Source organism: Diaphorobacter sp. (genome assembly GCF_050251835.1).
Taxonomy (GTDB): Bacteria; Pseudomonadota; Gammaproteobacteria; order Burkholderiales; family Burkholderiaceae_C; genus JBFXIE01.
On the sequence record NZ_JBFWLZ010000008.1, the window covers coordinates 23,567 to 49,358 of the forward strand.

The 25,792-nt window shown below is 68.1% G+C and carries 22 protein-coding genes and 1 riboswitch; of the genes, 13 read left to right on the plus strand and 9 right to left on the minus strand.

Features of this window, described 5'->3' with window-relative positions:
* The first annotated feature begins 63 nt into the window (after positions 1-63).
* The 4 genes from AB7E35_RS04675 (at position 64) to metH (ending at position 5,174) form a co-directional block, all read left to right on the plus strand.
* Complete coding sequence (locus AB7E35_RS04675) at positions 64-960, plus strand: LysR family transcriptional regulator (RefSeq protein WP_428162533.1); 897 nt, start codon at positions 64-66, stop codon at positions 958-960.
* Between the two features lie 3 nt (positions 961-963).
* Complete coding sequence (locus AB7E35_RS04680) at positions 964-1,089, plus strand: hypothetical protein (protein ID WP_428162534.1); 126 nt, start codon at positions 964-966, stop codon at positions 1,087-1,089.
* Between the two features lie 71 nt (positions 1,090-1,160).
* Positions 1,161-2,153: a tripartite tricarboxylate transporter substrate binding protein gene (locus tag AB7E35_RS04685; protein WP_428162535.1), complete on the plus strand. Its 993-nt coding sequence runs from the start codon at positions 1,161-1,163 to the stop codon at positions 2,151-2,153.
* Positions 2,154-2,328: 175 nt separating this feature from the next.
* A riboswitch (S-adenosyl-L-homocysteine riboswitch) is annotated at positions 2,329-2,407 on the plus strand.
* 25 nt (positions 2,408-2,432) lie between these two features.
* Entirely contained in the window at positions 2,433-5,174 is a 2,742-nt protein-coding gene (metH, locus tag AB7E35_RS04690; protein ID WP_428162536.1) for a methionine synthase, read from the plus strand.
* A gap of 87 nt (positions 5,175-5,261) precedes the next feature.
* Here the strand turns inward: metH and AB7E35_RS04695 are convergent, their stop codons facing one another.
* The 6 genes from AB7E35_RS04695 to badH form a co-directional block, all read right to left on the minus strand.
* Entirely contained in the window at positions 5,262-5,858 is a 597-nt protein-coding gene (locus tag AB7E35_RS04695; protein ID WP_428162537.1) for a shikimate kinase, read from the minus strand.
* 117 nt (positions 5,859-5,975) lie between these two features.
* A complete protein-coding gene (locus AB7E35_RS04700) occupies positions 5,976-6,965 on the minus strand; it encodes a Bug family tripartite tricarboxylate transporter substrate binding protein (protein ID WP_428162538.1) in 990 nt (329 codons plus the stop codon).
* A gap of 88 nt (positions 6,966-7,053) precedes the next feature.
* Positions 7,054-8,697 carry a cyclohexanecarboxylate-CoA ligase gene (aliA, locus tag AB7E35_RS04705; RefSeq protein ID WP_428162539.1) on the minus strand — a complete coding sequence of 548 codons (1,644 nt, stop codon included), beginning with the start codon at positions 8,695-8,697 and terminating at the stop codon, positions 7,054-7,056.
* Positions 8,698-8,766: 69 nt separating this feature from the next.
* Positions 8,767-9,924 carry a cyclohexanecarboxyl-CoA dehydrogenase gene (gene aliB / locus AB7E35_RS04710; RefSeq protein WP_428162588.1) on the minus strand — a complete coding sequence of 386 codons (1,158 nt, stop codon included), beginning with the start codon at positions 9,922-9,924 and terminating at the stop codon, positions 8,767-8,769.
* Between the two features lie 244 nt (positions 9,925-10,168).
* The gene (gene badI, locus AB7E35_RS04715) at positions 10,169-10,951 is read right to left on the minus strand and encodes a 2-ketocyclohexanecarboxyl-CoA hydrolase (protein ID WP_428162540.1); all 783 of its coding nucleotides are present in this window, start codon (positions 10,949-10,951) and stop codon (positions 10,169-10,171) included.
* 44 nt (positions 10,952-10,995) lie between these two features.
* Entirely contained in the window at positions 10,996-11,763 is a 768-nt protein-coding gene (badH, locus tag AB7E35_RS04720) for a 2-hydroxycyclohexanecarboxyl-CoA dehydrogenase (protein WP_428162541.1), read from the minus strand.
* Between the two features lie 144 nt (positions 11,764-11,907).
* On the opposite strand from badH, the gene AB7E35_RS04725 reads away from it, so the two are divergent.
* Positions 11,908-12,453: a MarR family winged helix-turn-helix transcriptional regulator gene (locus AB7E35_RS04725; protein WP_428162542.1), complete on the plus strand. Its 546-nt coding sequence runs from the start codon at positions 11,908-11,910 to the stop codon at positions 12,451-12,453.
* Positions 12,454-12,515: 62 nt separating this feature from the next.
* On the opposite strand, the gene AB7E35_RS04730 is transcribed toward AB7E35_RS04725, so the two are convergent.
* A complete protein-coding gene (locus AB7E35_RS04730) occupies positions 12,516-13,289 on the minus strand; it encodes a ferredoxin--NADP reductase (protein ID WP_428162543.1) in 774 nt (257 codons plus the stop codon).
* A gap of 199 nt (positions 13,290-13,488) precedes the next feature.
* On the opposite strand from AB7E35_RS04730, the gene AB7E35_RS04735 reads away from it, so the two are divergent.
* Genes AB7E35_RS04735 through AB7E35_RS04750 form a run of 4 tightly spaced genes read left to right on the plus strand, consistent with a single transcriptional unit; the run spans position 13,489 to position 18,118 of the window.
* Positions 13,489-14,685 (plus strand): ABC transporter substrate-binding protein, encoded by a 1,197-nt coding sequence (locus tag AB7E35_RS04735; protein ID WP_428162544.1) that lies wholly within the window; start codon positions 13,489-13,491, stop codon positions 14,683-14,685.
* On the plus strand, positions 14,685-16,595 hold the full coding sequence (locus tag AB7E35_RS04740; RefSeq protein ID WP_428167165.1) for an ABC transporter permease: 1,911 nt from the start codon (positions 14,685-14,687) through the stop codon (positions 16,593-16,595). Before AB7E35_RS04735 ends, AB7E35_RS04740 begins: the two co-directional genes overlap by 1 nt.
* Positions 16,588-17,379, plus strand: coding sequence for an ABC transporter ATP-binding protein (locus AB7E35_RS04745; protein WP_428167166.1), 792 nt, complete (start codon positions 16,588-16,590; stop codon positions 17,377-17,379). The genes AB7E35_RS04740 and AB7E35_RS04745 overlap by 8 nt, the downstream gene beginning before the upstream one ends.
* On the plus strand, positions 17,372-18,118 hold the full coding sequence (locus AB7E35_RS04750; protein ID WP_428162547.1) for an ABC transporter ATP-binding protein: 747 nt from the start codon (positions 17,372-17,374) through the stop codon (positions 18,116-18,118). Before AB7E35_RS04745 ends, AB7E35_RS04750 begins: the two co-directional genes overlap by 8 nt.
* Positions 18,119-18,327: 209 nt before the next feature.
* Here AB7E35_RS04750 and AB7E35_RS04755 read toward each other — a convergent pair whose 3' ends face one another.
* Both AB7E35_RS04755 and AB7E35_RS04760 read right to left on the minus strand, forming a co-directional pair.
* A complete protein-coding gene (locus AB7E35_RS04755; protein ID WP_428167167.1) occupies positions 18,328-20,106 on the minus strand; it encodes a methyl-accepting chemotaxis protein in 1,779 nt (592 codons plus the stop codon).
* An 80-nt stretch (positions 20,107-20,186) separates the two neighbouring features.
* Entirely contained in the window at positions 20,187-21,728 is a 1,542-nt protein-coding gene (locus AB7E35_RS04760) for a YifB family Mg chelatase-like AAA ATPase (RefSeq protein WP_428167168.1), read from the minus strand.
* A 259-nt stretch (positions 21,729-21,987) separates the two neighbouring features.
* Between AB7E35_RS04760 and AB7E35_RS04765 the strand changes: the two genes are divergently transcribed.
* The 4 genes from AB7E35_RS04765 to glcE all read left to right on the plus strand — a co-directional run bounded on the left by AB7E35_RS04765 (position 21,988) and on the right by glcE (position 25,791).
* Entirely contained in the window at positions 21,988-22,707 is a 720-nt protein-coding gene (locus AB7E35_RS04765) for a TorF family putative porin (RefSeq protein WP_428162589.1), read from the plus strand.
* 20 nt (positions 22,708-22,727) lie between these two features.
* A complete protein-coding gene (gene glnK, locus AB7E35_RS04770) occupies positions 22,728-23,066 on the plus strand; it encodes a P-II family nitrogen regulator (protein WP_428162550.1) in 339 nt (112 codons plus the stop codon).
* A 26-nt stretch (positions 23,067-23,092) separates the two neighbouring features.
* Positions 23,093-24,523, plus strand: coding sequence for an ammonium transporter (locus AB7E35_RS04775; RefSeq protein WP_428162551.1), 1,431 nt, complete (start codon positions 23,093-23,095; stop codon positions 24,521-24,523).
* Between the two features lie 146 nt (positions 24,524-24,669).
* Positions 24,670-25,791 (plus strand): glycolate oxidase subunit GlcE, encoded by a 1,122-nt coding sequence (gene glcE / locus AB7E35_RS04780; RefSeq protein WP_428162552.1) that lies wholly within the window; start codon positions 24,670-24,672, stop codon positions 25,789-25,791.
* Position 25,792: the final 1 nt, after the last annotated feature.

Consider the following 25,792-nt stretch of genomic DNA (forward strand, 5'->3'; position numbering starts at 1 on the left):
GAGCTTTGACGCAGGATTTTCAAAGTCTCAAAATTGCACCACAGTTATTACCATGGGTGTTGAATGGACCGTATCACCAGCCTGCGCGTGTTCGCCCGCGCCGCGGCCGCGGGCAGCCTGTCGGCTGCGGCGCGCCAGTCGGACATGTCGTCCGCCATGGCGGCCAAGCATGTCAATGCGCTGGAGTCGCGCCTGGGCGTCAAACTGCTGCATCGCTCCACGCGCAAGCTGGCGCTGACCGACGCGGGCGCCACCTATCTGGAGGCGGTGCAGCGCATCCTGGCCGATCTGGACGAGGCCGACGCTGCGGCAGCATCGCAGCGCACGCTGGCCACCGGGCTGCTGCGGCTGAACGTGCCGCTGGTCTATGGCCTGCGCCACATCGCGCCGCTGATGCCCGCGTTCAGCCGCGCGCACCCGGCCGTCACGGTGGAGCTGGGCCTGACCGACGCAGTGGTGGACCTGGTGGAGCAGCGCTGGGACCTGGCCGTGCGCATCGGCGCGCTGCATGGCGACAGTCTGCAGGCCCGTCGCCTGGGCGACTGCACGCTGGTGCTGTGCGCCGCGCCCGCCTACCTGGACACGCACGGCGTGCCCCGCACCGTGGCCGACCTGGCCCAGCACAACTGCCTGGGCTACACGCTCTCCAGCACCAACAGTCCGGCGCAGTGGTCGTTTGGCAAGGATGGCCGTATCAAGCAGAAGGTGCGCGGCAACCTGCGCGCCAGCAGCGGCGATGCGCTGCTGGCCGCGGCGCTGGGCGGCCAGGGCCTGATCTACGAGCCCAGCTTCATCGTCGGGCAGGCCCTGGCGCGCGGTGAACTGCTGGCGCTGGCGCTGGACCTGCCCCCGTACGATCTGGGCGGCATCCACGTGGTGTGGCCCGCGACGCGGCATGTGCCGGCCAAGGTGCGGGCGATGATCGACTTTCTGGTGGAGCGGCTGGGCGCGCAGGCCTGAAACATGCGCCGCAAGGGCTGGGCGGTGCAGGTGTTTGCCGCGCCGGGCGGCACCCATCACAATCGCGAGCTGTTCGGCCCGCAACGGCTGGTGGACGACCATCTGCGAGCAGCAACTGCCCATTGCTGACTTCGCGCTGCAGCACCCCTTCGCCATTGCGCCCAACTGATCCCCCTTCGCAACACACCGAGACAACGCACATGAAGAGACGCTCCACCCTCGCCCTGCTGGGCACCGCTGCCCTGGCGGGCGCCGGCCTGCTGCCCCACGCCGCCCTGGCCCAGGCCGATGGCGCCTGGCCCGCCAAGCCCATCAAGTGGGTCGTGCCGTTCCCGCCGGGTGGCGCCATGGACGTGATCGCCCGGACGCTGGGCGAAAAGGCCGGCCGCACGCTGGGCCAGCCTTTCGTGATCGAGAACCGCCCCGGCGCGGGCGGCAATATCGGCGCCGATGCGGTGGCCAAGTCGCCGGCCGACGGCTACACCATCATGATCACGTCCATCGGCATGGCCACCAACAAGGCGCTGTACCCGCGCCTGAGCTATGACCCGCAAAAAGACTTCGCGCCCGTCAGCCTGCTGGCCGTCGTGCCCAATGTGCTGGTGGTGAACGCCTCCAAGACGGCCGACAAGTCGGTGGCCGACGTGATCGCCCGCGCCAAGCGCGACCCGGGCAAGCTCACCTACGCCTCGGCCGGCAACGGCACCTCCATCCATCTGGCGGGCGAGGTGTTTGCCTCCATGGCCGGGCTGGACCTGCTGCACGTGCCCTACAAGGGCAGCGGCCCGGCGGTGACCGACATGCTGGGCGGCCAGGTGGACCTGATGTTTGACAGCATCACCTCGGCGCGCCCGCACATCCAGGCGGGCAAGCTGCGCGCCCTGGGCGTGACCAGCGCCAAGCGCTCGGCCACGCTGCCCGACGTGCCCACCATCGCCGAGGCCGGCGTGCCGGGTTATGAAGTCTCGCCCTGGTTTGCCGTGTTCGCGCCCGCGGGCACGCCGCAGGCCATCGTGGCCAAGATCAATGCCGCGCTCATCGACGCCATGAAGCAGCCCGACACCCTGGCCAAGTTCGAGACGATTGGCGCCGAGCCCATCGGCAGCACGCCGCAGCAGCTGGCCACGCACCTGGACAAGGAGCTGGCCCGCTGGGGCAAGCTGATCAAGGAGCGCAACATCCGCATGGATTGAGCCTGACCGGCCATCGACCACTGAGCTTGCGGCGCTTGTCGTGCAAGGGCTGGAAGCTCTTTTTTTGATTGCGCGGGCGGGCACTTTGTGATGCTGCAGCGGGCGTGCAGCCATGCCCCGGGGCTGCGTCTTCCCGCGTGGCGCGGCCGGGTTCCGCCGGCAAGTAAAATCGCGCCTTCCCAAGGAGCGTTGCAGCGGGCGTGTGACTGCCCGTCAGGCTTGGGCATTCGCAAAACCAACGACGCTCGCCTGCCGCATCCCCATAGCCACAGGTGAGCCATGTCTGATATTTCCGCCCCCCCTCCCATGAAGCTGTCCGGCCTGGAGCCGGTTTTTATCGGCGAGGGCACTTTGTTCGTCAACGTGGGCGAGCGCACCAACGTCACCGGCTCCAAGGCGTTCGCGCGCATGATCCTCAACGACGAGTACGAGCAGGCGCTGTCGGTGGCGCGCCAGCAGGTGGAAAACGGCGCGCAGATCATCGACGTGAACATGGACGAGGCCATGCTGGACAGCAAGGCCGCGATGGTGCGCTTTTTGAACCTGATGGCCTCCGAGCCCGACATTGCCCGCGTGCCGGTGATGGTGGACAGCTCCAAGTGGGAGGTCATCGAGGCCGGCCTGCGCTGCCTGCAGGGCAAGGGCATCGTCAACTCCATCAGCATGAAGGAGGGCGTGGGTGAGTTCAAGCGCCAGGCCAGGCTGATTCGCCGCTATGGCGCTGCCGCCGTGGTGATGGCGTTTGACGAGCAGGGCCAGGCCGACACCTTTGCGCGCAAGATCGAGATCTGCGAGCGCGCCTACCGCATCCTGGTCGATGAGGTGGGCTTCGCGCCCGAGGACATCATCTTCGACCCCAACATCTTCGCCATCGCCACCGGCATCGAAGAGCACGCCAACTACGCGGTGGACTTCATCAACGCCGTGCGCTGGATCAAGCAGCACCTGCCGGGCGCCAAGGTGTCGGGCGGCGTGTCCAACGTGTCGTTCAGCTTCCGCGGCAACGACCCGGTGCGCGAGGCCATTCACACCGTGTTTCTGTACCACGCCATCCAGGCGGGCATGGACATGGGCATCGTCAACGCGGGCATGGTCGGCGTCTATGACGACCTGGAGCCCGCCTTGCGCGAACGCGTCGAGGATGTGGTGCTCAACCGTCGCCCTGACGCGGCGGAAAGGCTGCTGGAGATTGCCGAGGCCGCCAAGGGCGCCGCCAAGGACGACAGCAAGAAGCTGGAATGGCGCGGCACGCCCGAGCATCCGAGAACCGTCGGCGAGCGCCTGTCGCATGCGCTGGTGCACGGCATTACCGACTTCATCACCCAGGACACCGAAGAGGCCTACCAGGAGATCGTCGTGCGTGGCGGCGGGCGCCCGCTGCATGTGATCGAGGGCCCGCTGATGGACGGCATGAACATCGTGGGCGACTTGTTCGGCGCCGGCAAGATGTTCCTGCCCCAGGTGGTCAAGTCTGCCCGCGTGATGAAGCAGGCCGTGGCCCACCTGATCCCCTACATCGAGGAAGAAAAGCGCCAGCAGGAGGCCGCGGGGCTGGACGTGACCAGCAAGGGCAAGATCGTGATTGCCACCGTCAAGGGCGATGTGCACGACATCGGCAAGAACATCGTCACCGTGGTGCTGCAGTGCAACAACTTCGAGGTCATCAACATGGGCGTGATGGTGCCCTGCCACGAGATCCTGGCGCGTGCCAAGGCCGAGGGGGCCGACATCATCGGCCTGTCGGGCCTGATCACGCCCAGCCTGGAAGAGATGCAGTACGTGGCTGGCGAGATGCACAAGGACGACTACTTCCGCATCAAGAAGATTCCGCTGCTGATCGGCGGCGCCACCTGCTCGCGCGTGCACACCGCCGTCAAGATTGCGCCGCAGTACGAGGGCCCGGTGGTCTATGTGCCCGATGCGTCGCGCAGCGTGAGCGTGGCGCAGAGCCTGCTGGGCGAGCAAAAAGACAGCTACCTGGCCGAGGTGCAGGCCGACTACGAGAAGGTGCGCGAACTGCACGCCAAGAAGAAGAAAACCCCGCTGTGGCCGCTGGCGCAGGCGCGCGCCAATGCCACGCCGGTGGACTTCACGCAGTTCAAACCCACGGTGCCGCGCGCGCTGGGGCGGCGGGTGTTCAAGAACTTCGACCTGGCCGAGATCGCCAAGTACATCGACTGGGGCCCGTTCTTTCAGACCTGGGATCTGGCGGGGCCCTTTCCGGCCATTCTGGACGACGAGGTGGTGGGCGAGCAGGCATGCAAGGTCTATGCCGACGGCCAGGCCATGCTGAAGAAAATCATTGAAGGCCGCTGGCTGCAGGCCAACGGCGTGATGGCGCTGCTGCCCGCCAACCGCGTGGGCGACGACATTGAGTTCTATACCGACGAGTCGCGCACGCGCGTGGCGATGACCTGGTACGGCCTGCGCCAGCAGACCGAAAAGCAGGCCGTGGACGGCGTGATGCGGCCCAGCCGCTGCCTGGCCGACTTTGTCGCGCCCAGGGGCAGCGGCGTGGCCGACTACGCCGGTCTGTTTGCCGTGACGGCGGGCATAGGCGCCGAGAAGAAGGAGCAGGAGTTTCTGGCCGCGCTGGACGACTACAGCAGCATCATGTTCAAGTCCCTGGCGGACCGCCTGGCCGAAGCCTTTGCCGAATGCCTGCACCAGCGCGTGCGCACCGACCTGTGGGGCTACGCCGCGCAGGAGCAGCTGACGAACGAGCAGCTCATCAAGGAGCAGTATCAGGGCATCCGCCCCGCGCCGGGCTACCCCGCCTGCCCGGACCACACGGCCAAGACCGACTTGTTTCGCGTGCTGGACGCGCAGGACATCGGCATGCACCTGACGGAAAGCCTGGCGATGTTCCCGGCGTCCAGCGTCAGCGGCTTTTACCTGGCCCACCCTGATGCCACCTACTTCAGCGTGGGTCAGATCGGCGAAGACCAGCTGCAAGACATGGCCCAGCGCCGCGGCATGGACGAGCAGGAGCTGCGCCGCCTGCTGGCGCCGAATCTGTAATTGCCATCGGCGTGACCGCAGCCGGCGCGTGCCGGGCCGCCGCGCCCCCACCGCCGTGGACTACCGCCTGCGCGGCGTGTGCGTTGCTTACGCGACGGGTTTGGCGCCCGGCCCGGCGCCCGACGGCGCGTCCGAGTTCCTGCCCGGCTGTCCGCCCGGCCCGGGGGCGGCCAGGTCCAGCTGCATCACGATCATGTTGACCAGCGTGCTCACCGAAGGCCGGCCGGTCTCGATGACGTAGTGCGCCGCGTCGCGGTACAGCGGATCGCGGGTGCGGTAGAGGTCGCGCAGTCGCGCCAGCGGGTCGGCCACCTGCAGCAGCGGGCGGGCGCGGTCGTGCTTGACGCGCTTGAAGATGTCTTCGGGCGAGGCGCGCAGGTACATCACATGGGGAAAGCCGCGGCGCAGGGCGGCGCGGTTGTCCTCGCGCAGCACGGCGCCGCCGCCGGTGGACAGCACCATGCCGCCCGGGGTGTCGGCCAGCTCGGACAGCAGCGCGGCCTCGTGGTCGCGGAAGGCGGGTTCTCCGTGCTGTTCAAAGTAGGCCCGAATGCTGGTGCCCAGACGCTGCTCCAGCCGCTGGTCCAGATCCACAAAGGGCAGTCCCAGGCGGCGGGCGAGCTGGCGGCCGACGGTGGACTTGCCCGAGCCTGGCATGCCAACCAGGGCGCAACGCGTGTGCATGCTTGAGTGTGAGTTGTGTGGTGAAGGACGGCGAGTGTAAGGCGGCCCACGCGGTTTCACGCGCTGAAGGAGCGCTGGAAAGCCGCCACCTGCGCCTGACACCGGCGCCCACCGCCGTCAGTCCACCATGATCTTTTGCTCTTTGATCAGCGTGGACAGCAGCTTGCCCTCGTTGGCCAGCAGGGTCTTGAATTCTGCGGTCTCCAGCGGCGCCGGCTCGGCGCCCAGGTCGCCATAGCGGGTTTTGGTGGTGGGCAGGGCCAGGGCCTTGGCCAGTTCGCGGTTCATGCGGGCGATGATTTCTGGGGGCGTGTTCCTGGGCGCCCACATGCCGAACCAGATGTCCAGGTTGGCATCCTTGAAGCCTTGCTCGCCCACGGTGGGCACGTCGGGGAAGAAGGGCGAGCGCTTGGCGCTGACCACGCCCAGCAGCTTGACCTTGCCGGTGCGGATGTGCGGGAAGGCGATGCCGGGGTCGCAGACAAAGTCGGCCTGCCCGGCCATCACATCCTGCAGCGCAGGCGCCGCGCCGCGGTAGGGGATGTGCGTGACGAAGGTGCCGGTGGACAGCTTGAACAGTTCGCACGCCAGGTGCGGCGGCGTGCCGGCGCCAGCCGAGGCGTACGACAGCTTGCCGGGTCGCGCCTTGGCCAGCGCCACCAGATCGCGCGCGTCCTTGCCTTCAAACTGCGGCTTGGCCACCAGGTACATCTGCGTCTTGCCCACGCCGCCCACGGGTGCCAGATCGCGCGAGGGCAGGATGCTGGACTTGAACAGCGAGGGGTTGGCCGTCTCCACCGAGGTGGGGGCAATCAGGAAGGTGTAGCCGTCGGGGTTGGCGCGGATCACCTCCGCGGCGGCGATGTTGCCGCTGGCGCCGGGCTTGTTGTCGATGACCACGGACTGGCCGATGGACTCGCCAATCGCCTGCGAAACGATGCGTGCCATCACGTCGGTGCTGCCGCCGGGGGCAAAACCGACCACGATGCGAATGGGCTTGCTGCTGGGCCAGGCCTGCGCCTGTGCGGCGGCGGCGACGCCGGCGGCGCACAGGGTCAGGGCGGCCCGCGCCAGGCTGCGGCGGGTCAGAGAGAGAGAAAAGGTCATGGTGCTGTCTCCGTTGTGGTTGTTAAAAATCACCATTGGCCTGCGCCCGGCCCGTAGGCCGGACGCAGGCGGTTGTGCCCTCGGCCGCTTACGCGGCGCTCTCGCGCATCATTTCGCGCAGACGGAACTTCTGAATCTTGCCGGACGGGGTGGAGGGCAGGTCGTCGCGCACCACCAGCTTTTCGGGGATGTATTGCAGCGCCACTTTCTGTGCCTTCAAGAACTCCACCATGCCGGCCAGGTCGATGGTCTGGCCGGGTTTGGGCACCACCACGGCGCAGGCGCGCTCGCCCAGGCGCTCGTCCGGTATGGCGACGATGGCCGCCAGCGCGACGGCCGGGTGGCGGTAGAGCAGCGACTCGATCTCGACCACCGGGATGTTTTCGCCGCCGCGGATGATCACGTCTTTGCTGCGGCCGGTGATGCGCAGGTAGCCGCGCTCGTCGATGTAGGCCAGATCGCCGGTGTCAAACCAGTCGTCGGCATCGGTGCCGTTGAGGTGTGCGCGGTGCAGGTAGCCGCCAAAGTTGGAGCACGAGCGCAGGTACAGCTTGCCCGGCTGGCCGGGGGGCAGCGGGCGGCCGTCCACATCCAGCACCTTGATCTCGACGCCCGGCAGCGGGCAGCCGTCGGTGTGGATGGAGCGCTCGTCGTCGTCCTCCAGGCAGGTGGTGGTGACGGCGCCGTTTTCGGTCATGCCCCAGGCCGAGACGACCTTGGCGCCCAGTGCCTGGCGCGCCTGCTCGACCAGCGGGCCCGGAATGGGCGCGCCCGCGCACAAAAAGGTGCGCAGCGTGGGCACGCCCTGGCCGGTCTCGGCCACGGCGCGGGCCAGGTCGGTCAGGAAGGGCGTGGAGGCCATGGTGAAGGTCACGCCTTCGCTCTGGATCAGCGCAATGGCCTTCTTCGGGTCCCAGATGTCCTGCAGCACCGCGCTGCACTGGAGCAGGATGGGCATCATCAGGCCGTACATGAAGCCGGTCTGGTGCGCCATGGGCGAGGCCATCAGCACCACGCTGTCGCTGTCCAGCCGCATGCGCTGGGCGTAGGGCACGATGTTGGCCATCACGGTGTTGGCCGAGTGCATCACGCCCTTGGGCTCGCCGGTGGTGCCCGAGGTGTAGATCAGTTGCGTGATGTCGTCGGGGCCGGGCCGGTGGGCGGTGAGGATGTCCTGCGCGTCGGCCTCTTTCTCCCACTCTGGGCCGCTGAGCAGGGCCTCGAAGCTGTTCTCGCCGCTGCCGCCCGCGGTAATCACATGCTGGAGGTGCGGCAGGCTGGGCTGCAGCGCGGTGATCATTTTTTCAAAATCGAAATTGCGGAACACCTTGGGCGCAATGATGACCTTGGATTCGCCGTGCTGCAGCATGAAGGACAGCTCGCGCTCGCGGAAGATGTGCATCAGCGGGTTGATCACCGCGCCGATGCGCGAGCAGGCCAGGTAGGTCAGGGTGAACTGCCACCAGTTGGGCAGCTGGCACGACACGATGTCGTTCTTGCCCACGCCCAAACGCGCAAGGCCGACCGCAATGCGATCGGCCATCTGGCCCAGCTCGCGGTACGTGAAGCGTTTGACTTCGCCGCTCTCCACCTGCACGGCCGTCAGCGCCAGCTTGTCGGGGCAGGCGGCCACGCAGGCGTCCAGCGCATCGTTGATGGTGCGGTCGTGCCACAGGCCCTGTGCCACCATGGCGGCGCGGCGGGGGGGCAGCAATACGGCGTCAAATTTCATGTCTTGTCTCCTGGTGTGATCCGCCGCCTTGCTGTGGTTTGGCGGCGGTGTGTTGTGGTGGGCTGGATGTCAGGCGGGCACAAACTGGCGGCCGGCGCGGGTGCGGGCAATGATGGTTTTCATGATCTGCGCTGTGCCGTCACCGATCTGAAAGCCCAGCACATCGCGCAGGCGCTGCTCCATCAGGCCGCGGTCGTAGCCGCCGTGGCCGTAGCACAGCAGGCACTGGTGGATCACGTCGTAGGCCAGCTTGGGGCCCCACCACTTGGCCATGCCGGCCTCGGCGGTGTGCGGCAGGCCCTTGTCTTTGAGCCACAGGCCCTGCAGGCACAGCAGGCGGGCGCCTTCCACTTCGGTGTCGAACTGCGCCAGCGGGTGCGTCACGCCCTGGAAGGCGGCCAGCGGCTGGCCAAAGGCCTCGCGCTGGGTGATGTACTCCCAGGTTTCTTCCAGGGCCACACGGGCCACGGCCAGGCACTGCAGGCCAATCAGCGAGCGCGAGAAGTCAAAGCCGTGCATCACCTGCACAAAGCCCTTGTTCTCCTCGCCCAGGCGGTGGCTGACGGGCACGCGCACGTTCTCAAAGAAGATGGAGCCGCGGCCAATGGCGCGCTGGCCGTGGCAGTCAAAGCGGTTGGTGGTGATGCCGGGGGTGTCCATGGGCACCAGCAGCGCAGTCACGCCGTGGGCCTTGGATTCGGGCGTGCCGGTGCGGCCAAACACCACCGCAATGTCGGCCTGGTCGGCGGCAGAGATGGAGGTTTTCTCGCCGTTGATGACGTAGAAATCGCCATCGCGCTCGACGCGCAGGCGCAGGTTGGCGGCGTCCGAGCCACCGCGCGGCTCGGTCAGCGCGATGCAGCAGATGGCTTCACCGGCGGTGAGCTTTTTCAGCCAGGGCGCCACCACCTCGGGGTTGCCGTACTTGGACAAAATTTGTCCGTTGAGCGAGGCCAGCAGGTTCAGGTACGAGAAGCTCAGGTCCGCACGGGCGATTTCTTCATGGATCACGCCTGCGGCCAGGCAGCCCATGCCCAGGCCGCCAAATTCCTCGGGCAGTTCGGGGCAGATAAAGCCCAGGCTGCCCATTTCGCGCAGCAGCTCGCGGTTCAGGTCGCGGGTCTTGTCGCGCTCCAGAAAGCCGGGGGCCACGCGTTCGGTAGCAAAACGGCGGGCGGTCTCGGCCAGCGCCTGCAGGTCTTCGTCGATGTAGGGATTGGGGTTCATCATGGTGCTGCTCAAGGGTTTGTCATCTTCATGTTGCGCGTGCGCGGCGGGTCATCGACCAGCACCACCTTGGCCCCCACGGGTTTGCCCCGGCGCCAAAGCCTGGCCGCAGTGGCGTGTGTTCAGGGCCTCAAGCCTTCGACCTCCCCAAAAAAGCGCGTACGTATCGCTGTCGGGCTGCCAGACTGCCTCGGACGCTTTGGGGAAATCGACTGGCATGGCGGGTACTTCTGCCAGCGCAGGCTTACTTGGCGTACTTGCGGAACTCGGGCTTGCGCTTTTCTTTCAGCGCATTCACGCCTTCGCGCGACTCTTCGGTGTCGTAGTACAGCTTGAGCGCGTACATGCCCAGGCCCGCAATGCCGGCCTGGTGCGCGGTGTCGGCATTGAAGCTGCGCTTGGCAATGGCCAGCGCGGTGGGGCTGCGCTCGCACAGTTCTTCACCGATCTTTTGCACTTCGGCGTCGAGCTGGTCGTGCGGCACGCAGAAGTTGGCCAGACCCATGGCCACGGCTTCGGCGCCGCTGTAGCGGCGGTTCAGGTACCAGATTTCGCGCGCCTTTTTCTCGCCGACCACGCGGGCCAGAAAGGCGGTGCCGTAGCCGGGGTCGACCGAGCCCATCTTGGGCCCCACCTGGCCGAACTGCGCCTTGTCCGAGCAAATCGTCAGGTCGCAAATGGTGGCCAGCACGTTGCCGCCGCCAATCGCAAAGCCCTGCACGCGGGCAATCACGGGCTTGGGCACGTCGCGAATCGCCGTGTGCAGCTCCTCCATGGGCAGGCCGATGGTGCCGCGGCCGTCGTAGTTGCCGCTGTGGGCGGACTGGTCGCCGCCGGTGCAAAACGCCCGGTCGCCGGCGCCGGCCAGCACGATGGCGCCCACGTCGCGGTCGTATCCGGCCTTGTTCAGCGCGCGGATGATCTCGTCGCAGGTCTGGCCGCGAAAGGCGTTCATCTTCTCGGGGCGGTTGATGGTGATCCAGGCCACGCCGTTGCGCACTTCGTACAGGATGTCTTCAAAGTTCATGGTGTTCTTTCGGGGGTTGCGTGAGACGAAAGTAAGCCGCGCGATCAGCCGTGCATGGTCAGGCCACCGGAAACGCTGATCACCTGGCCGGTGATGAAGCCCGCGTCGTCGCTGCCAAAAAAGGCAATGGCGCTGGCCAGGTCGTCGGGCTGGCCCAGGCGGCCCAGCGGAATGGCGCTGCGGAAGGCTTCGATCAGCTTGGCGGGGTCGCGCGCGCCCTCGGCCACACCGGCCAGCAGGGCGGTGTCGGTGGGGCCGGGGCAGACCACGTTGACGGTGATGCTCTGGCGGGCGTGCTCGCGCGCCAGGGTCTTGGACAGGGCCACCAGGCCGCCCTTGCAGGCGGAATAGACCGCTTCGCCCGACGAGCCGCCGCGCGCCGCATCAGACGCCACGTTGACGATGCGGCCGTACTTGCGTTCGGCCATGCCGGGCAGCACCGCGTGCAGCATGTGCAGCGCGCCGGTCAGGTTGATGGCGATGAGCTTGTCCCACTCGGCCGGCTCGGTCTTGACGAAGGGCTTGAAGATGTCCCAGCCGGCGTTGTTGACCAGCACGGCAATCGGGCCCAGCTGCGCCTCGGCGGCAGCCACGGCGGCATCTACCTGGGCGCGGTCGGTGATGTTGCAGGCAAAGGCCGCTGCCTGACCGCCTTGGGCGCGGATGTCTGCGGCCACTTTTTCAGCGGCTTCGAGATTCATGTCGAACACCGCAACCCTGGCGCCTTCCTGCGCAAAACGGCGGCAGGTGGCACCGCCGATGCCGCCGCCGCCGCCGGTCACGATCACTGTCTTGCCGTTCAATCCTTGCATGATTTTTTCCTTGGGTGTGTGGTTTCAGTGCGGGTCGGTATGCTGTTGGTCGCATGGCCGTGCAGGGCGTCATATACGTCAACACATTGACTTATATTAGGGTTCTGCAGATCGCGGCGCAAGTAGAAAACACCAGGAAAAATAATGGATAACCCTATAAAAAATAGCGAAATTGCCAAGATGGAGTTGGCCAATCGCATCTTCTTTCGGTTGTATCAATGCGCAAATATGTTGCATAAAACCGGGACGCGGGCGGTGGAGGCCCAGGGTTTGACGACGCAGCAATGGGCGGTGCTGGGCGCCCTGTCGCGGCCCGAGGCGGCCGAGGGCATGAGCGTGGGCGACCTGGCCCGCTACCTGATGGTGAGCCGGCAGAACCTGTCGGGACTGATCAGCCGCATGGAGCGCGACGGCCACGTGGCCAACGCGCCCGATGACCGCGACCGGCGCTCGCGGCGCATCACCATGACGGCGTCGGGGCGCAAGGTCTGGCTGGATGAGGCGCAGCCCAACATCCAGCGCTATTACGCGCAGGCGCTGGACGAGTTTTCAGTGGGGGATATGGCGCACACCCTGCATTACCTGCTCAAGCTGCTGGACAACATGCAGCGCATCGACAGTGAGGGTGCGGTGGCCGCCGAAGACGACGGCCTGCAAGAGGCAGGGGAAGCGGACGGCGCTGGAGCCTGAGCGCCTGAGCGCCTGGGATCAGGCCGCGGGCGCCGCCCGGGCGCAATGCTTGCGCGCAAGGGTTACTTTTCGACGAAAGCGCGTTCGATCACGAAGTCACCGGGGCGGGTGGTGTTGCCTTCCTCGAAGTCGCGCTTTTCCAGCAGCGCCTTGAGCGAGGCCAGCATCTCCGGGCTGCCGCACAGCATCACGCGGTCTTCCAGCGGGTTCAGCTCGGGCAGGCCCAGGTCGGCGGCCAGCTTGCCGTTTTCGATCAGGTCGGGGATGCGGCCCTGGTTCTTGAACGGCTCGCGCGTCACGGTGGGATAGTACTTGAGCTGGCTGCTCACCATGTCGCCCAGAAATTCGTGCTTGGGCAGCTCTTGCGTCAGGTAGTCGTGGTAGGCCAACTCGGCCACCTGGCGCACGCCATGAATCAAGATCACCTGCTCGAATTTTTCGTAGGTCTCGGGGTCGCGGATCACGCTCAAGAACGGCGCCAGGCCCGTGCCGGTGGACATCAGGTACAGCCGCTTGGCCGGCAGCAGGTAGTCAATCAGCAGCGTGCCCGTGGGCTTTTTGCCGACGATGATGCTGTCGCCCACCTGGATGTGCTGCAGGCGCGAGGTCAGCGGGCCGTCGGGCACCTTGATGCTCAAAAACTCCAGATGCTCCTCGTAGTTGGCGCTGACGATGCTGTAGGCGCGCAGCAGCGGCTTGCCGTCCACCTTCAGGCCGATCATGGTGAAGTGCCCGTTGGAAAACCGCAGCGCCGGGTCGCGTGTGGTGGTGAAGGAGAACAGACGGTCAGTCCAGTGGTGCACCGTCAGTACACGCTCTTCGTGGAATGCGCTCATGGATGGGTGGACAGGAAAACGTTGAAAGAGGGGCGGGATGCCATAACACCGAGTGTTGCCGAGTTTCGCTGCTTTGTTATGCGTGCCAGGCATAAAGAGAATATGCGCCCCCGGCTGCAAGCGCGGTATTGTCCGGCAAACTCGGGCCGGCGGTACAGTTGCCGACCCCGGGTGCTGACCTGCGGCAAAGGATTCGATGATGCAAAAAACTTTCACAACCTTGGTGGCCACGCTGCTGCTCAGCGCGGGTACGGCCCATGCGCAGGGCGCCTACACGATCGGCGAGATCAACAGTTACAAAGCCCAGCCCGCCTTCCTGGGCCCCTACAAGAAGGGCATGGAACTGGCCGTGGAGCAGGTCAACGCGGCCGGCGGCATCCACGGCAAGAAGCTGCGGCTGGTCACGCGCGACGACAACGCCACCCCCGGCGATGCGGTGCGCGCGGCCGAGGAGCTCATCGCGCGCGAGAAGGTGGACGTGCTGATGGGCAGCTTTCTGTCGCACGTGGGTCTGGCGCTGACCGACTTCGCGCAGCAGAAAAAGCGCTTCTTCCTGGCGGCCGAGCCGCTGACCGACAAGATCGTGTGGGAGCACGGCAACCGCTACACCTTCCGCCTGCGCCCCTCCACCTACATGCAGGTGGCCATGCTGGTGCCCGAGGCCGCGGCGCTGAAGAAAAAGCGCTGGGCCATCGTCTATCCCAACTACGAGTACGGCCAGTCGGCCGTGGCCACCTTCAAGCAGTTGCTCAAGGCCGCACAGCCGGACGTGGAATTTGTCGCCGAGCAGGCCACGCCGCTGGGCAAGGTGGATGCGGGCAGCGTGGCGCAGGCGCTGCAAGACGCCCGGCCCGACGCCATCTTCAACGTGCTGTTCGCGGCCGATCTGGCCAAGTTTGTGCGCGAGGGCAACACCCGCGGGCTGTTTGCCGGGCGCAGCGTGGTCAGCCTGCTGTCGGGTGAGCCCGAGTACCTGGACACCCTCAGGAACGAAACGCCCGAGGGCTGGATCGTCACCGGCTACCCCTGGTACGCCATCCAGACACCCGAGCACAAGGCCTTTCTGGACGCCTACCAAAAACGTTTCAAGGACTACCCGCGCGCGGGCTCGGTGGTGGGCTACAACGCCGTCCAGTCGGTGGCCGCGGGCCTGAAGAAGGCCGGCAGCGCCGACACCGAAAAGCTCATCGCGGCCTTTCGCGGCCTGCAGGTGGCTACGCCCTTTGGCCCCATCACCTACCGCGTGCAGGATCACCAGTCCACCATGGGCGCCTACGTGGGCAAGACCGCCCGCAAGGACGGCATGGGCGTGATGGTGGACTTCAGCTACCAGGACGGCGGCAAGTTCCAGCCGTCTGACGCCGAGGTCAAACAACTGCGCCCGGCCGCGCCCTGATGGACTTTTCCGGACTCTTCGCCCAGCTGCTCAACGGGCTGGCGGGCGCGTCCACGCTGTTTTTGGTGGCGGCGGGGCTGTCGCTGATCTTTGGCGTGATGCGCATCGTCAACTTTGCGCACGGCTCGTTTTACATGCTGGGGCTGTACCTGGCCTATTCCTGCGTGGAGCGGCTGGCCGATGCCATCGGCTTTTGGCCCGCGCTGCTGCTGGCGCCGCTGGCCGTGGGGCTGCTGGGCGCGGCGGTGGAGGTGCTGCTGCTGCGGCGCATCTACCGCGCGCCCGAGCTGCTGCAGCTGCTGGCCACCTTCGCGCTGGTGCTGGTCATCAAAGACGCGGCTTTGTGGCTGTGGGGCCCAGAGGAGCTGCTGGGCCCGCGCGCGCCGGGGCTGGAGGGCGCGGTCGATCTGCTGGGGCGGCGCTTTCCGGCGTACGACCTGTTTCTGATCGCCGTGGGGCCGCTGGTGCTGGGGCTGCTCACGCTGCTGCTCACGCGCACGCGCTGGGGCACGCTGGTGCGCGCGGCCACGCAAGACCGTGAGATGGTGGGCGCGCTGGGCGTCAACCAGGCCTGGCTGTTTACCGGCGTGTTTGCGCTGGGCGCGCTGCTGGCGGGCCTGGGCGGCGCGCTGCAGCTGCCGCGCGAGCCCGCCAGCCTGGAGCTGGACATGCTCACCATCGGCGCGGCCTTCGTGGTGGTGGTGGTGGGCGGCATGGGCTCGCTGCCCGGCGCCTTTGTGGCGGCGCTGGTGATCGCCGAGCTGAAAGCCGTGTGCATCTGGCTGGGCGTGCAAGAGGTGGCGGGCGTGGAACTGTCGTTCTCCAAGCTCACGCTGGTGGTCGAATTTGTAGTGATGGCCGGCGTGCTCATCTGGCGGCCCTGGGGCCTGATGGGCCGGCCGCAGGCCGCCGCACGCAGCGTGGGCGCGCCCGAGGCACCGCTGCGCCGCGCCGGGCGGGGCGCTGCCACCGCCTGGGCCGCGCTGCTGCTGGCCCTGGCGCTGGCGCCGCTCATCGTGGGGCAGAGCAGCTACGCCACCGTGCTGCTGACCGACATCGCCATTGCCGCGCTGTTTGCAGCCAGCCTGCACTTCATCTTGGGGCCGGGCGGGCTGCACTCGTTTGGCCACGCGGCCTACTTCGGGCTGGGGGCGTATGGCGCGGCGCTGCTGGTGCGCGGGCTGGACTGGCCCATGCCCGCCGTCTTGCTGCTGGCGCCCCTGGCGGCGGCGGCAGGCGCGCTGCTGTACGGCTGGCTGTGCGTGCGCCTGTCGGGCGTGTACCTGACCATGCTGACGCTGGCGTTTGCGCAGATCACCTGGGCCATTGCCTTCCAGTGGGACGGCTTAACCGGCGGCAGCAACGGCATCACCGGCGTATGGCCGCCCGACTGGGCCGCGCAGGGCGCGGTGTTTTACTGGCTGGTGCTGGCCCTCAGCGCAGTGGGCATCTACCTGCTGCGGCGCATGCTGTTTGCGCCGCTGGGCTGGGCGCTGCGCGCCGCGCGCGACTCGGCCGTGCGTGCCGACGCCATCGGCATCGACGTGCGCCGCGTGCAGTGGGCGGCCTTTGTGGTGGCCGGGCTGCTGGCCGGGCTGGCGGGCGCGCTGTATGCGTTCTCGAAGGGCAGCGTGGCGCCTGATGCGCTGTCGGTCACCAAGTCGGTCGATGGGTTGGTCATGGTGCTGCTGGGCGGCATGCACACCTTGGCCGGGCCGGTGGTGGGCGCGGGCGTGTTCACCTGGCTGCACGACAGCGTGGCGCGCTCTACCTCCTATTGGCGCGCGCTGCTGGGCGGCATCATGCTGGTGCTGGTGCTGCTGTTTCCGCAAGGAATTTCGGGGTTTGCCCAGGTGTGGCAAGCGCGGGCAGCTATCAAAAACAAAGCGACCGGGGCGCGCCATGAGTGATGCAACGGCCAGCTTGCTGAGCGTGCAGGCGCTGCGCAAGTCCTTCGGCGGCGTGCAGGCGGTGCAGGGTGTGTCGTTTGACGTGGCCGCTGGCGAGCTGCTGGCGCTCATCGGCCCCAACGGCGCGGGCAAGACCACCACCTTCAACATGGTGGGCGGCCAGCTGGCGCCAGGCGGCGGGCGCGTGCTGCTGCACGGGCGCGACATCACCGGGCTGGCGCCGCGCGCCATCTGGCGCCTGGGCGTGGGCCGCACCTTCCAGATTGCGCAGACCTTTGCCAGCTTTACCGCGCTGCACAACGTGCAGCTGGCGCTGCTGTCGCACGACCGGCAGACCTGGCGCTGGTGGCGCCGCGCCGATGCGCACCGCCCGCAGGACGCCCTGGCCCTGCTGGAGCAAGTCGGCATGGCGGCGCAGGCCCAGCGCCCCTGCAGCGAGCTGGCCTACGGCGACGTCAAGCGCGTCGAGCTGGCCATGGCCCTGGCCCACGCGCCGGCGCTGCTGCTGATGGACGAGCCCACCGCCGGCATGGCCCCCGCCGAGCGCGTGGCCCTGATGCAGCTGGTGCAGCGCATCGCCCGCCAGCGGCGCATGGGCGTGCTGTTCACCGAGCACAGCATGGACGTGGTCTTTGGCCAGGCCGACCGCGTGGCCGTGCTGGTGCGCGGCCAGCTGCTGGTCGAGGGCACGCCGCAGCAAGTCCAGGCCGACGCGCGGGTGCAGGCCGCCTACCTGGGCACCGGGCTGGCGCCAGCCGGGCTTGTGGGGGATGCAAATGAATAAAAACGATAGCTACCAGCGCTTGCCAGGCAATGGCAAGAGTCCAGAAACATCACTACTCCAGGTCGAAGACCTGAACGCCTGGTACGGCGCGGCGCACATCCTGCACGGCGTGTCGCTGACCGTGGGGCGCGGCGAAGTCGTGGCCCTGATGGGGCGCAACGGCGCGGGCAAAAGCACCACGCTCAAAAGCATTGCCGGGCTGGTCGATCGCACCCAGGGCAGCGTGCGCTTTCAGGGCCGGCGCATCGACGGCCAGCCGCCCTACCGCATTGCCCGCGCCGGGCTGGGCTACGTGCCCGAAGACCGGCGCATCTTCACCGACCTGACGGTGCGCGAGAACCTGGAGGTGGGCCGCCAGCCGCCGCGCCGCTGGCAGGACGGCCAGAGCGTGCCGCTGTGGACGCCCGAGCGGCTGTTTGCGCTGTTTCCCAACCTGGGCGAGATGCCCGACCGCCTGGGCGGGCGCATGAGCGGCGGCGAGCAGCAGATGCTGACCGTGGCGCGCACGCTGATGGGCCAGCCCTGCCTGGTGCTGCTGGACGAGCCCTCCGAGGGCGTGGCGCCGCTCATCGTGCAGCAGATGGCGCGCACCATTTCTGAGCTGAAGGCCCAGGGCCTGGGCATCTTGCTGAGCGAGCAGAACCTGCCCTTCGCCCAGGCCGTGGCCGACCGCGCCTGCGTGCTGGAGCAGGGCCGCATCGTGCACACGGGCCCGATGGCTGGGCTGACGGTGTTTTAAGGCGCTAGCCCTTGTCTGATGAGCGCCAGAAGCTATCAATAGCGTAGCGTCTGCCAACTCCCCGCCGTTATTTCCGCGAAGGCGGGAATCCACCGCGGTGACCACTGGGCGACCCTGTGCATGAATCCCCGCCTGCGCGGGGATGACAGGTTGATTTGGCCTGTAGCCTTTATTTGCCGTGCGTTGTCCGCTATTGATTCAGTAGCGATTCAAAAGCTTTCCCAATCACCTTCCGCGCCCTGGTCAGCCGTGGAGGCCTTGGCGGCGGGCTTGGCCGGGGCCAGTGCCTTGGGCGTTGCCGGTCGTGCGCTGGCGGCGGGGGCAAAGCGCTGCTGCGTTGCGGACTGCGGCGCCGGGGCGGGAGACGCGGCCGATCGAGCGGCCCACGATGCGCCCGATGTGCTGCCCGATGTACTGCCCGATGCGCCGCCAGCCAGCGCCGTGTGCCCGCCCTGAATGCGGAACACGCTCACCGCCGAGGCCAGCTGGCCGGCCTGCGCCTTCAGGGCGCCGGTGGCGGCCGTGGCCTCTTCGACCAGCGCGGCGTTTTGCTGCGTGACCTGATCCATCTGCGTGATGGCCTGGTGCACCTGCTCGATGCCGCTGCTTTGCTCCTGGCTGGCGGCGCTGATCTCGGCCACCAGGTCGCTCACGCGCTGCACGCTTTGCACGATGGCGTCCATGGTGCGGCCGGCTTCGGCCACCTGCTGCGAGCCTTCTTCCACCTTGGCCACCGAATCGGTGATCAGCCCCTTGATGTCCTTGGCCGCACCGGCGCTGCGCTGCGCCAGGGCGCGCACCTCAGATGCCACCACGGCAAAGCCGCGGCCCTGTTCGCCAGCGCGGGCGGCTTCCACGGCGGCGTTCAGCGCCAGGATGTTGGTCTGGAAGGCAATGCTGTCGATCACGCCGATGATGTCGGCGATCTTGCGGCTGCTGTCGTTGATGGCGCCCATGGTCTGCACCACGCCCGCCACCACCTGGCCGCCCTGCACGGCAGTTTGCGACGCGGATGCCGCCAGCTGGTTGGCCTGGCGCGCGTTGTCGGCGTTTTGGCGCACGGTGCTGGTCAGCTGCTCCATCGATGCGGCGGTCTGCTGCAGCGAGCTGGCCTGCTCCTCGGTGCGCGACGACAGGTTTTGGTTGCCCGCATCCAGCTGGCTGGACGCCGTGGCGATGCCGTCGGCGCCCGCGCGCACGCGCGCCACCACCTGCGACAGATTGGCGTTCATCTCCTGCAGCGCCTGCAGCAGCTGGCCGGTCTCGTCGCCGCGGCTGGCATGCACCTGGCTGGTCAGGTCGTTGGCCGCCACGGCGCGCGCCACCTGCACCGCCTGCGCCAGCGGCTGCGTGATGCCGCGCGTGAGCCACCAGGCGCAGCCCGCGCCCGTGGCCACGCCCAGCACCCCCAGCACGATCAGCCACAGCCGGCTTTGGTCGTAGGTGGCGTTGATGTGCTGCGCGGTGCCGTCAATGCGTGCGCGCTGCATGTCCAGCAGGCGCTGGATGAGGGCGGTGTACTTGTCGGTGGCGGGCAAAAACACCTGGGTCAGCAGGCGCTCTGCTTCTTCGGCCTGGCCGTCGGCCTTGGCCTTGACGGCCTCGTTGCGCGAGGACAGGTAGGCCTTGCGCGCCTCCTGAATCTCGGCCCACAGGGCTTTTTCTTCGGGGCTGGTCAGCAGCGGCTCGATGCGCTTGACCAGCTCGGCCGACTCGCGCGTGGTGGTGGCGGTGTCGGATGCGAAGAACTGCGCCAGCGACGGGTCGGAGCTTTTGGCAATGGCGCTGGTGCGGCGCGCGGCGCTGTACACATAGCGGTACCAGTCGCTGATCATGCGCTCCACGGCCAGGGGCTGCTGCGTCATCTCGCTGGTGGCCTGTGCCACGGTCTGCAGCCGCCACAGGCCGAAGGCGGTCATCAGCGCCATCAACAGCAGGACGAGCGCAAAGCCGCCTGCCAGGCGGGCTCCGATACTGAGGTTCTTCATGAATGCTCCCTGACTTCTGAAAGTTGAACGTGAAACGGTGGCCACGCCCGCAGCCGGGGTGGTCCAGGCGTGACTGCGTTTCAGGCGCCGGCGGCGCGCAGCACGCGGCGGTACTGCACCGCCTCGGCCACATGGGCCACGGCCACGGTTTCGCTGCCGGCCAGATCGGCAATGGTACGCGCCACCTTCAGGGCGCGGTGCGTGCTGCGCGCCGACCAGGCCAGCCGCGCGGCAGCCGCCTGCAAAAAGCGCGCGGCGGCGTCGTCCAGCGCGGCCAGGCGATCCAGTTCGCGCCCGTGCAGCGCCTGGTTGGGCGTGCCCTGGCGCTGCATGGCGCGCTGGTGCGCGGCGGCCACGCGCTCGCGCACGGCGCTGCTGGTCTCGCCGGGCGGCGCGCCCAGCAGTTGGTCGGCGGGCAGGGCGGGCACTTCTACATGCAGGTCGATGCGGTCCAGCAGCGGGCCCGACAGCTTGCCCTGGTAGCGCGCCACCTGGTCGGGCGTGCAGCGGCAGGCGCGCTGGCTGGACCCCGCAAAGCCGCAGGGGCAGGGGTTCATGGCGGCCACCAGCTGAAAGCGCGCCGGAAACTCGGCGCGCTGCGCCGCGCGGGCGATGGTGATGCGTCCGCTCTCCAGCGGCTCGCGCAGCGCCTCCAGCGCGCTGCGGGCAAATTCGGGGAATTCGTCCAGGAACAAAACGCCTTCGTGGGCCAGCGATATCTCGCCGGGCCGTGGCGGCGATCCACCGCCGACCAGCGCCACCGCGCTGCAACTGTGGTGCGGGCTGGCGGTGGTGCGCTGCATCCACTGCGCGGGGCTGAAGCGCCCGGCCAGGCTGGCGATGGCCGCGCTCTCCAGCGCCTGCTCCACCTGCATCGGCGGCAGCAGGCCGGCAAAGCGCTGCGCCAGCATCGACTTGCCCGAGCCCGGCGGCCCCACCAGCAGCAGCCCGTGGCCGCCCGCGGCGGCGATCTCCAGCGCGCGCCTGGCGGCGGCCTGGCCCTTCACGTCGGCCAGGTCGGGGCCGCCGGTGGCGGGCTGCGGCGGCGTGGGCTGCAGGCGCTGCCAGCCGCCGTCGTCATCGGGCTCGGGTGCGTGCGCGGCGGCGGGCAGAAACTGGCGCACCACGTCCAGCAGGTGGCGGGCGCGGTAGATCTCGGTGCCGGGCACCAGGGCGGCCTCTTCGGCGCTGCCCGGCGGCAGCACCATGCGCACGGGCTGGTTCAGCGCGCGCAGCGCCAGGCTGGTGGCCAGCGCGCCGCGCACCGGGCGCAGCTGGCCCGACAGCGACAGCTCGCCCGCAAATTCCCAGCCCGCCAGCCGGGCCGCGTCGATCTGCCCGCTGGCCGCCAGGATGCCCAGGGCAATCGGCAGGTCAAAGCGGCCCGAATCCTTGGGCAGGTCGGCCGGCGCCAGGTTGACGGTGATCTTCTTGTTGGCCGGAAACTCCAGCCCCGCGTTTTGCAGCGCCGAGCGCACGCGCTCGCGCGCCTCTTTCACCTCCACGTCGGCCAGGCCCACCAGCACAAAGCTGGGCAGTCCGTTGGCCAGATGCACTTCGACGGTGACGGCGGGCGCCTGCAGGCCCAGCAGGGCGCGGCTTTGCACCAAAGCAAGACTCATGGTGACGGTTCTTTCCGGGGCGGATGTGTCATGGCGGTGCGCCGGGCCGCTGGCGCAGCGTTTTGGCACCAGGCTGGTGCGCGCCGCCGCCGCTGGCGGGCCCGATGGCCGCACAGTTGCTGCCAAATGTACCTTGGTGGTGCACCGCCGGCGCCTGGGCGGGGGCGCGGCGGTGCTGGCACGGTCTGTGCATCAGACCGCTTGTCATCCATCACGCAACCCCACCGGAGGAACCATGAACCGCTCTATCCACAAGTCCATGACCCTGCGCCTTGCCGCGGTCGCCCTCGCCGCTGCAGTGCCTGGACTGGCCAGTGCCCAGCTCAGCGCGAATGTGTCGCTGACCAGCAACTACAAGTTTCGTGGCCAGGACCAGGACGTGAACCGCATCAAGGGCTTCAGCCCGGCCATTCAGGGCGGTTTTGACTACAGCTTTGAAGGCACGGGCTTTTACCTGGGCAACTGGAACTCCAGCGTGGACTGGCTGCCGGGCAACGCGATCGAGGCCGACTTCTACGGCGGCTACAAGTTCAAGGCCGGTGGGCTGGACATGGACGTGGGCGCGCTGACCTACGTCTATCCCGGCAACACCAGCGGCAACACCACCGAGCTGTATGGCGCGGCCACCTGGGGGCCGCTGACGGCCAAGTATTCGCACACGGTGTCCAAGGACTACTTCGGCTGGGCAGGCGCCAAGACCTCCAGCAACCGCGGGCGCAACACCGGCTACCTGAACCTGGCGTTTGCCCAGGAGGTGGCGCCCAGCATCACGCTCAAGGCCGCCGTGGGCTACACGCGCTTTTCTGGCGACATCAAGGATCTGGGCGTGCCCAACTATGTGGACTACAGCCTGGGCGGCGCCTATGACCTGGGCGACGGCCTGTCGCTGTCTGCCGCCGTCGCGGGCGCCAACAAGAAAGGCTTTTTTGGCGACGCCAACAAGGCCCGCGTGATCGTCGCCCTTACCAAAACGATGTGAACTGATCCGAGGAGCCCATCATGAAAATGGTCACCGCCATCATCAAACCCTTCAAGCTCGACGAGGTGCGCGAGGCGCTGTCGGACATCGGCGTGCAGGGCATCACCGTCTCCGAGGTGAAAGGCTTTGGCCGCCAGAAGGGCCACACCGAGCTGTACCGCGGCGCCGAGTACGTCGTGGACTTTCTGCCCAAGGTGAAGATCGAGGCCGCCGTGGCCGACGAGCTGGTGGATCGCGTCATCGAGGCCATCGAAGGCGCGGCGCGCACCGGCAAGATCGGCGACGGCAAGATTTTCGTGTCGCATCTGGAGCAGGTGGTGCGCATCCGCACCGGCGAGACCGGCCAGGACGCCCTGTAACCCCCCACCCGTCAAGGAGAAACACCATGAAAAAACTGTTGGCTTCCCTTCTGTTGGGGCTCAGTCTGTTGTCCGGCGGGCCGCTGGCACTGGCCCAGGCCCCGGCCTCCGCGCCTGACGTGGCGGCATCGGTATCGGCTGCGGCAGAGCCCGCGCCCGCCGCTGCCATGGCCGCCGCACCGGCGCCCGCCGAAGCGCCCTTGCCTGCGCCTGTCGCCGAGCCGCCCGCGCCCAGGATCGACTCCGGCGACACCGCCTGGATGCTGACCTCCACGCTGCTCGTCATCCTGATGATCATCCCGGGTCTGGCGCTGTTCTACGGCGGCCTGGGCCGCAGCAAGAACATGCTGTCAGTGCTGATGCAGGTGTTTGTGGTCTTTGCGCTGGTGTCACTGCTGTGGGCCATCTACGGCTACAGCCTGGCGTTTGCGGGCGAAGGCAAGTGGGTGGGCGACCTGTCCAAGCTGTTCCTGAAGGGCGTGACCCAGGAGACCTTCGGCGCGCTGGCGACCATCCCCGAGTACGTGTTCGTCGCCTTCCAGGGCACGTTTGCGGCCATCACGGTGGCGCTGGTCGTGGGCTCGTTCGCCGAGCGCATCAAGTTTGCCGCGGTGCTCATCTTTGCGCTGCTGTGGTTCAGCTTCAGCTATGTGCCCATGGCGCACATCGTGTGGGGCGGCGGGCTGCTGGCGCAGGATGGCGCGCTGGATTTCGCGGGCGGCACCGTGGTGCACATCAATGCGGGTATTGCCGGCCTGGTGGGCGCCTACATGGTGGGCAAGCGCATCGGCTTCGGGCGCGAGGCGTTCACGCCGCACTCGCTCACGCTGACCATGGTGGGTGCCTCGCTGCTGTGGGTGGGCTGGTTCGGCTTCAACGCGGGCTCTGCCGGCGCCGCCAACGCCGCCGCCGGTCTGGCCTTTGTGAACACCGTGCTGGCCACCTCGGCCGCCACGCTGTCGTGGATTGCGGGCGAGGCGCTGCACAAGGGCAAGGCATCGATGCTGGGCGCGGCCTCGGGCGCGGTAGCCGGCCTGGTGGCAGTCACCCCGGCCGCGGGCTTCGTGGGGCCCATGGGCTCCATCGTCATCGGCCTGATCGCCGGCCTGGTCTGCCTGTGGGGCGTGGGCGGCCTGAAGAAGATGCTCAACGTGGACGACGCCTTTGACGTGTTCGGCGTGCATGGCGTGGGCGGCATCGTGGGCGCCATCCTCACCGGGGTGTTTGCCGCGCAGGGCCTGGGCGGCACCGGTGGCCTGACGCCCGACACCTTCAGCATGGGCGCGCAGGTGTGGGTGCAGGTCAAGAGCGTGCTGTTCACCATCGTGTGGTCGGGCGTGGTGTCCTTCCTGGCCTACAAGGCGGCCGACCTGCTGGTGGGCCTGCGCGTGGCCGAGGAAGACGAGCGCCAGGGCCTGGACATCAGCTCGCACGGCGAGACGGCGTACCACCGCTGAGTGCCATCGCGCTGGGTACTTTGACCATTCCCGGCAAGGGGCCCGCCCGGTTGCAAACGGGGCGGGCCCTTTTGTCGCGCGGGCCTGCCGCCCGTGTCTGCAGAACGCCCCCTGCGCGGGGAGGGCAGGGCAGTACCATCCACCGCATGGACGCCACCCTTCGCCAGATCATCGACCGCGTGCGCGGCTGTGCCGACCGCGGCACCGCGCTGCGCATCTGCGGCGGCGGCACCAAGGATTTTTTCGGCCCCGGCGCGCCGCAGCACGCGGGCGAGCCGCTGGACATGCGGCCGCTGGCTGGCATCGTGAGCTACGAGCCCAGCGAGCTGGTGGTGACCGCGCGCGCCGGCACGCCGCTGGCCGAGCTGGAGGCGCTGCTGGCGCAGCATGGCCAGAGCCTGCCATTCGAGCCGCCGCGCTTTGCGGGCCTTGGCAGCGCGGGCGGCACCGTGGGCGGCATGGTGGCGGCCGGCCTGTCGGGCCCGGCGCGCGCCAGCGCGGGCGCGGTGCGCGACTACGTGCTGGGCGTGCAGATCATCAACGGCCGCGGCGAATTGCTGCGCTTTGGCGGCCAGGTGATGAAGAACGTGGCGGGCTATGACGTCCCGCGCCTCATGGCCGGGGCCTGGGGGCAGCTGGGCGTGATCACCGAGGTCAGCCTCAAGGTGCTGCCGGTGCCGCCGGCCGAGGCCACGCTGCGCTTTGACTGCGACCAGGCCGAGGCGCTGCGCCGCCTGCACGCCTGGGGCGGCCAGCCGCTGCCGCTCAACGCCAGCTGCTGGGTGGAGGATGACGGCCAGGGCCGGCTGTACGTGCGCCTGCGCGGCGCCCGGGCTGCGGTGCAGGCGGCCTGCCGCAGCATGGGCGGCGCGCTGCAGCAAGGCCCCGGCGTGCCGGGCGACTGGAATGCCTGCCGCGACCAGCGCCTGCCCTGGTTCACCGCGCGGGCGCCGGACCATGCGCTGTGGCGCCTGTCGGTGCCGCAGACCGCGCCGGTGCTGCCGCTGCCCGCGGGCGTTGCGCCGCCGCTGGTGGAGTGGCACGGCGGCCTGCGCTGGGTGCAGGCGCCGCCAGACGCGGGTGATGCGCTGCGTGCCCTGGCTGCCCAGGCGGGTGGAAGCGCTACTCTATTCATAGCTGCTAGCGCTGGTAAATCGGGCGTTAAAGCCGTTTTTGATGCATATCCTGAGCCGCTGGCCGCCATCCACCTGCGGCTCAGGCAGGCGTTCGACCCGGCGGGTATCTTCAACCCGGGCCGGCTGGTGTAGG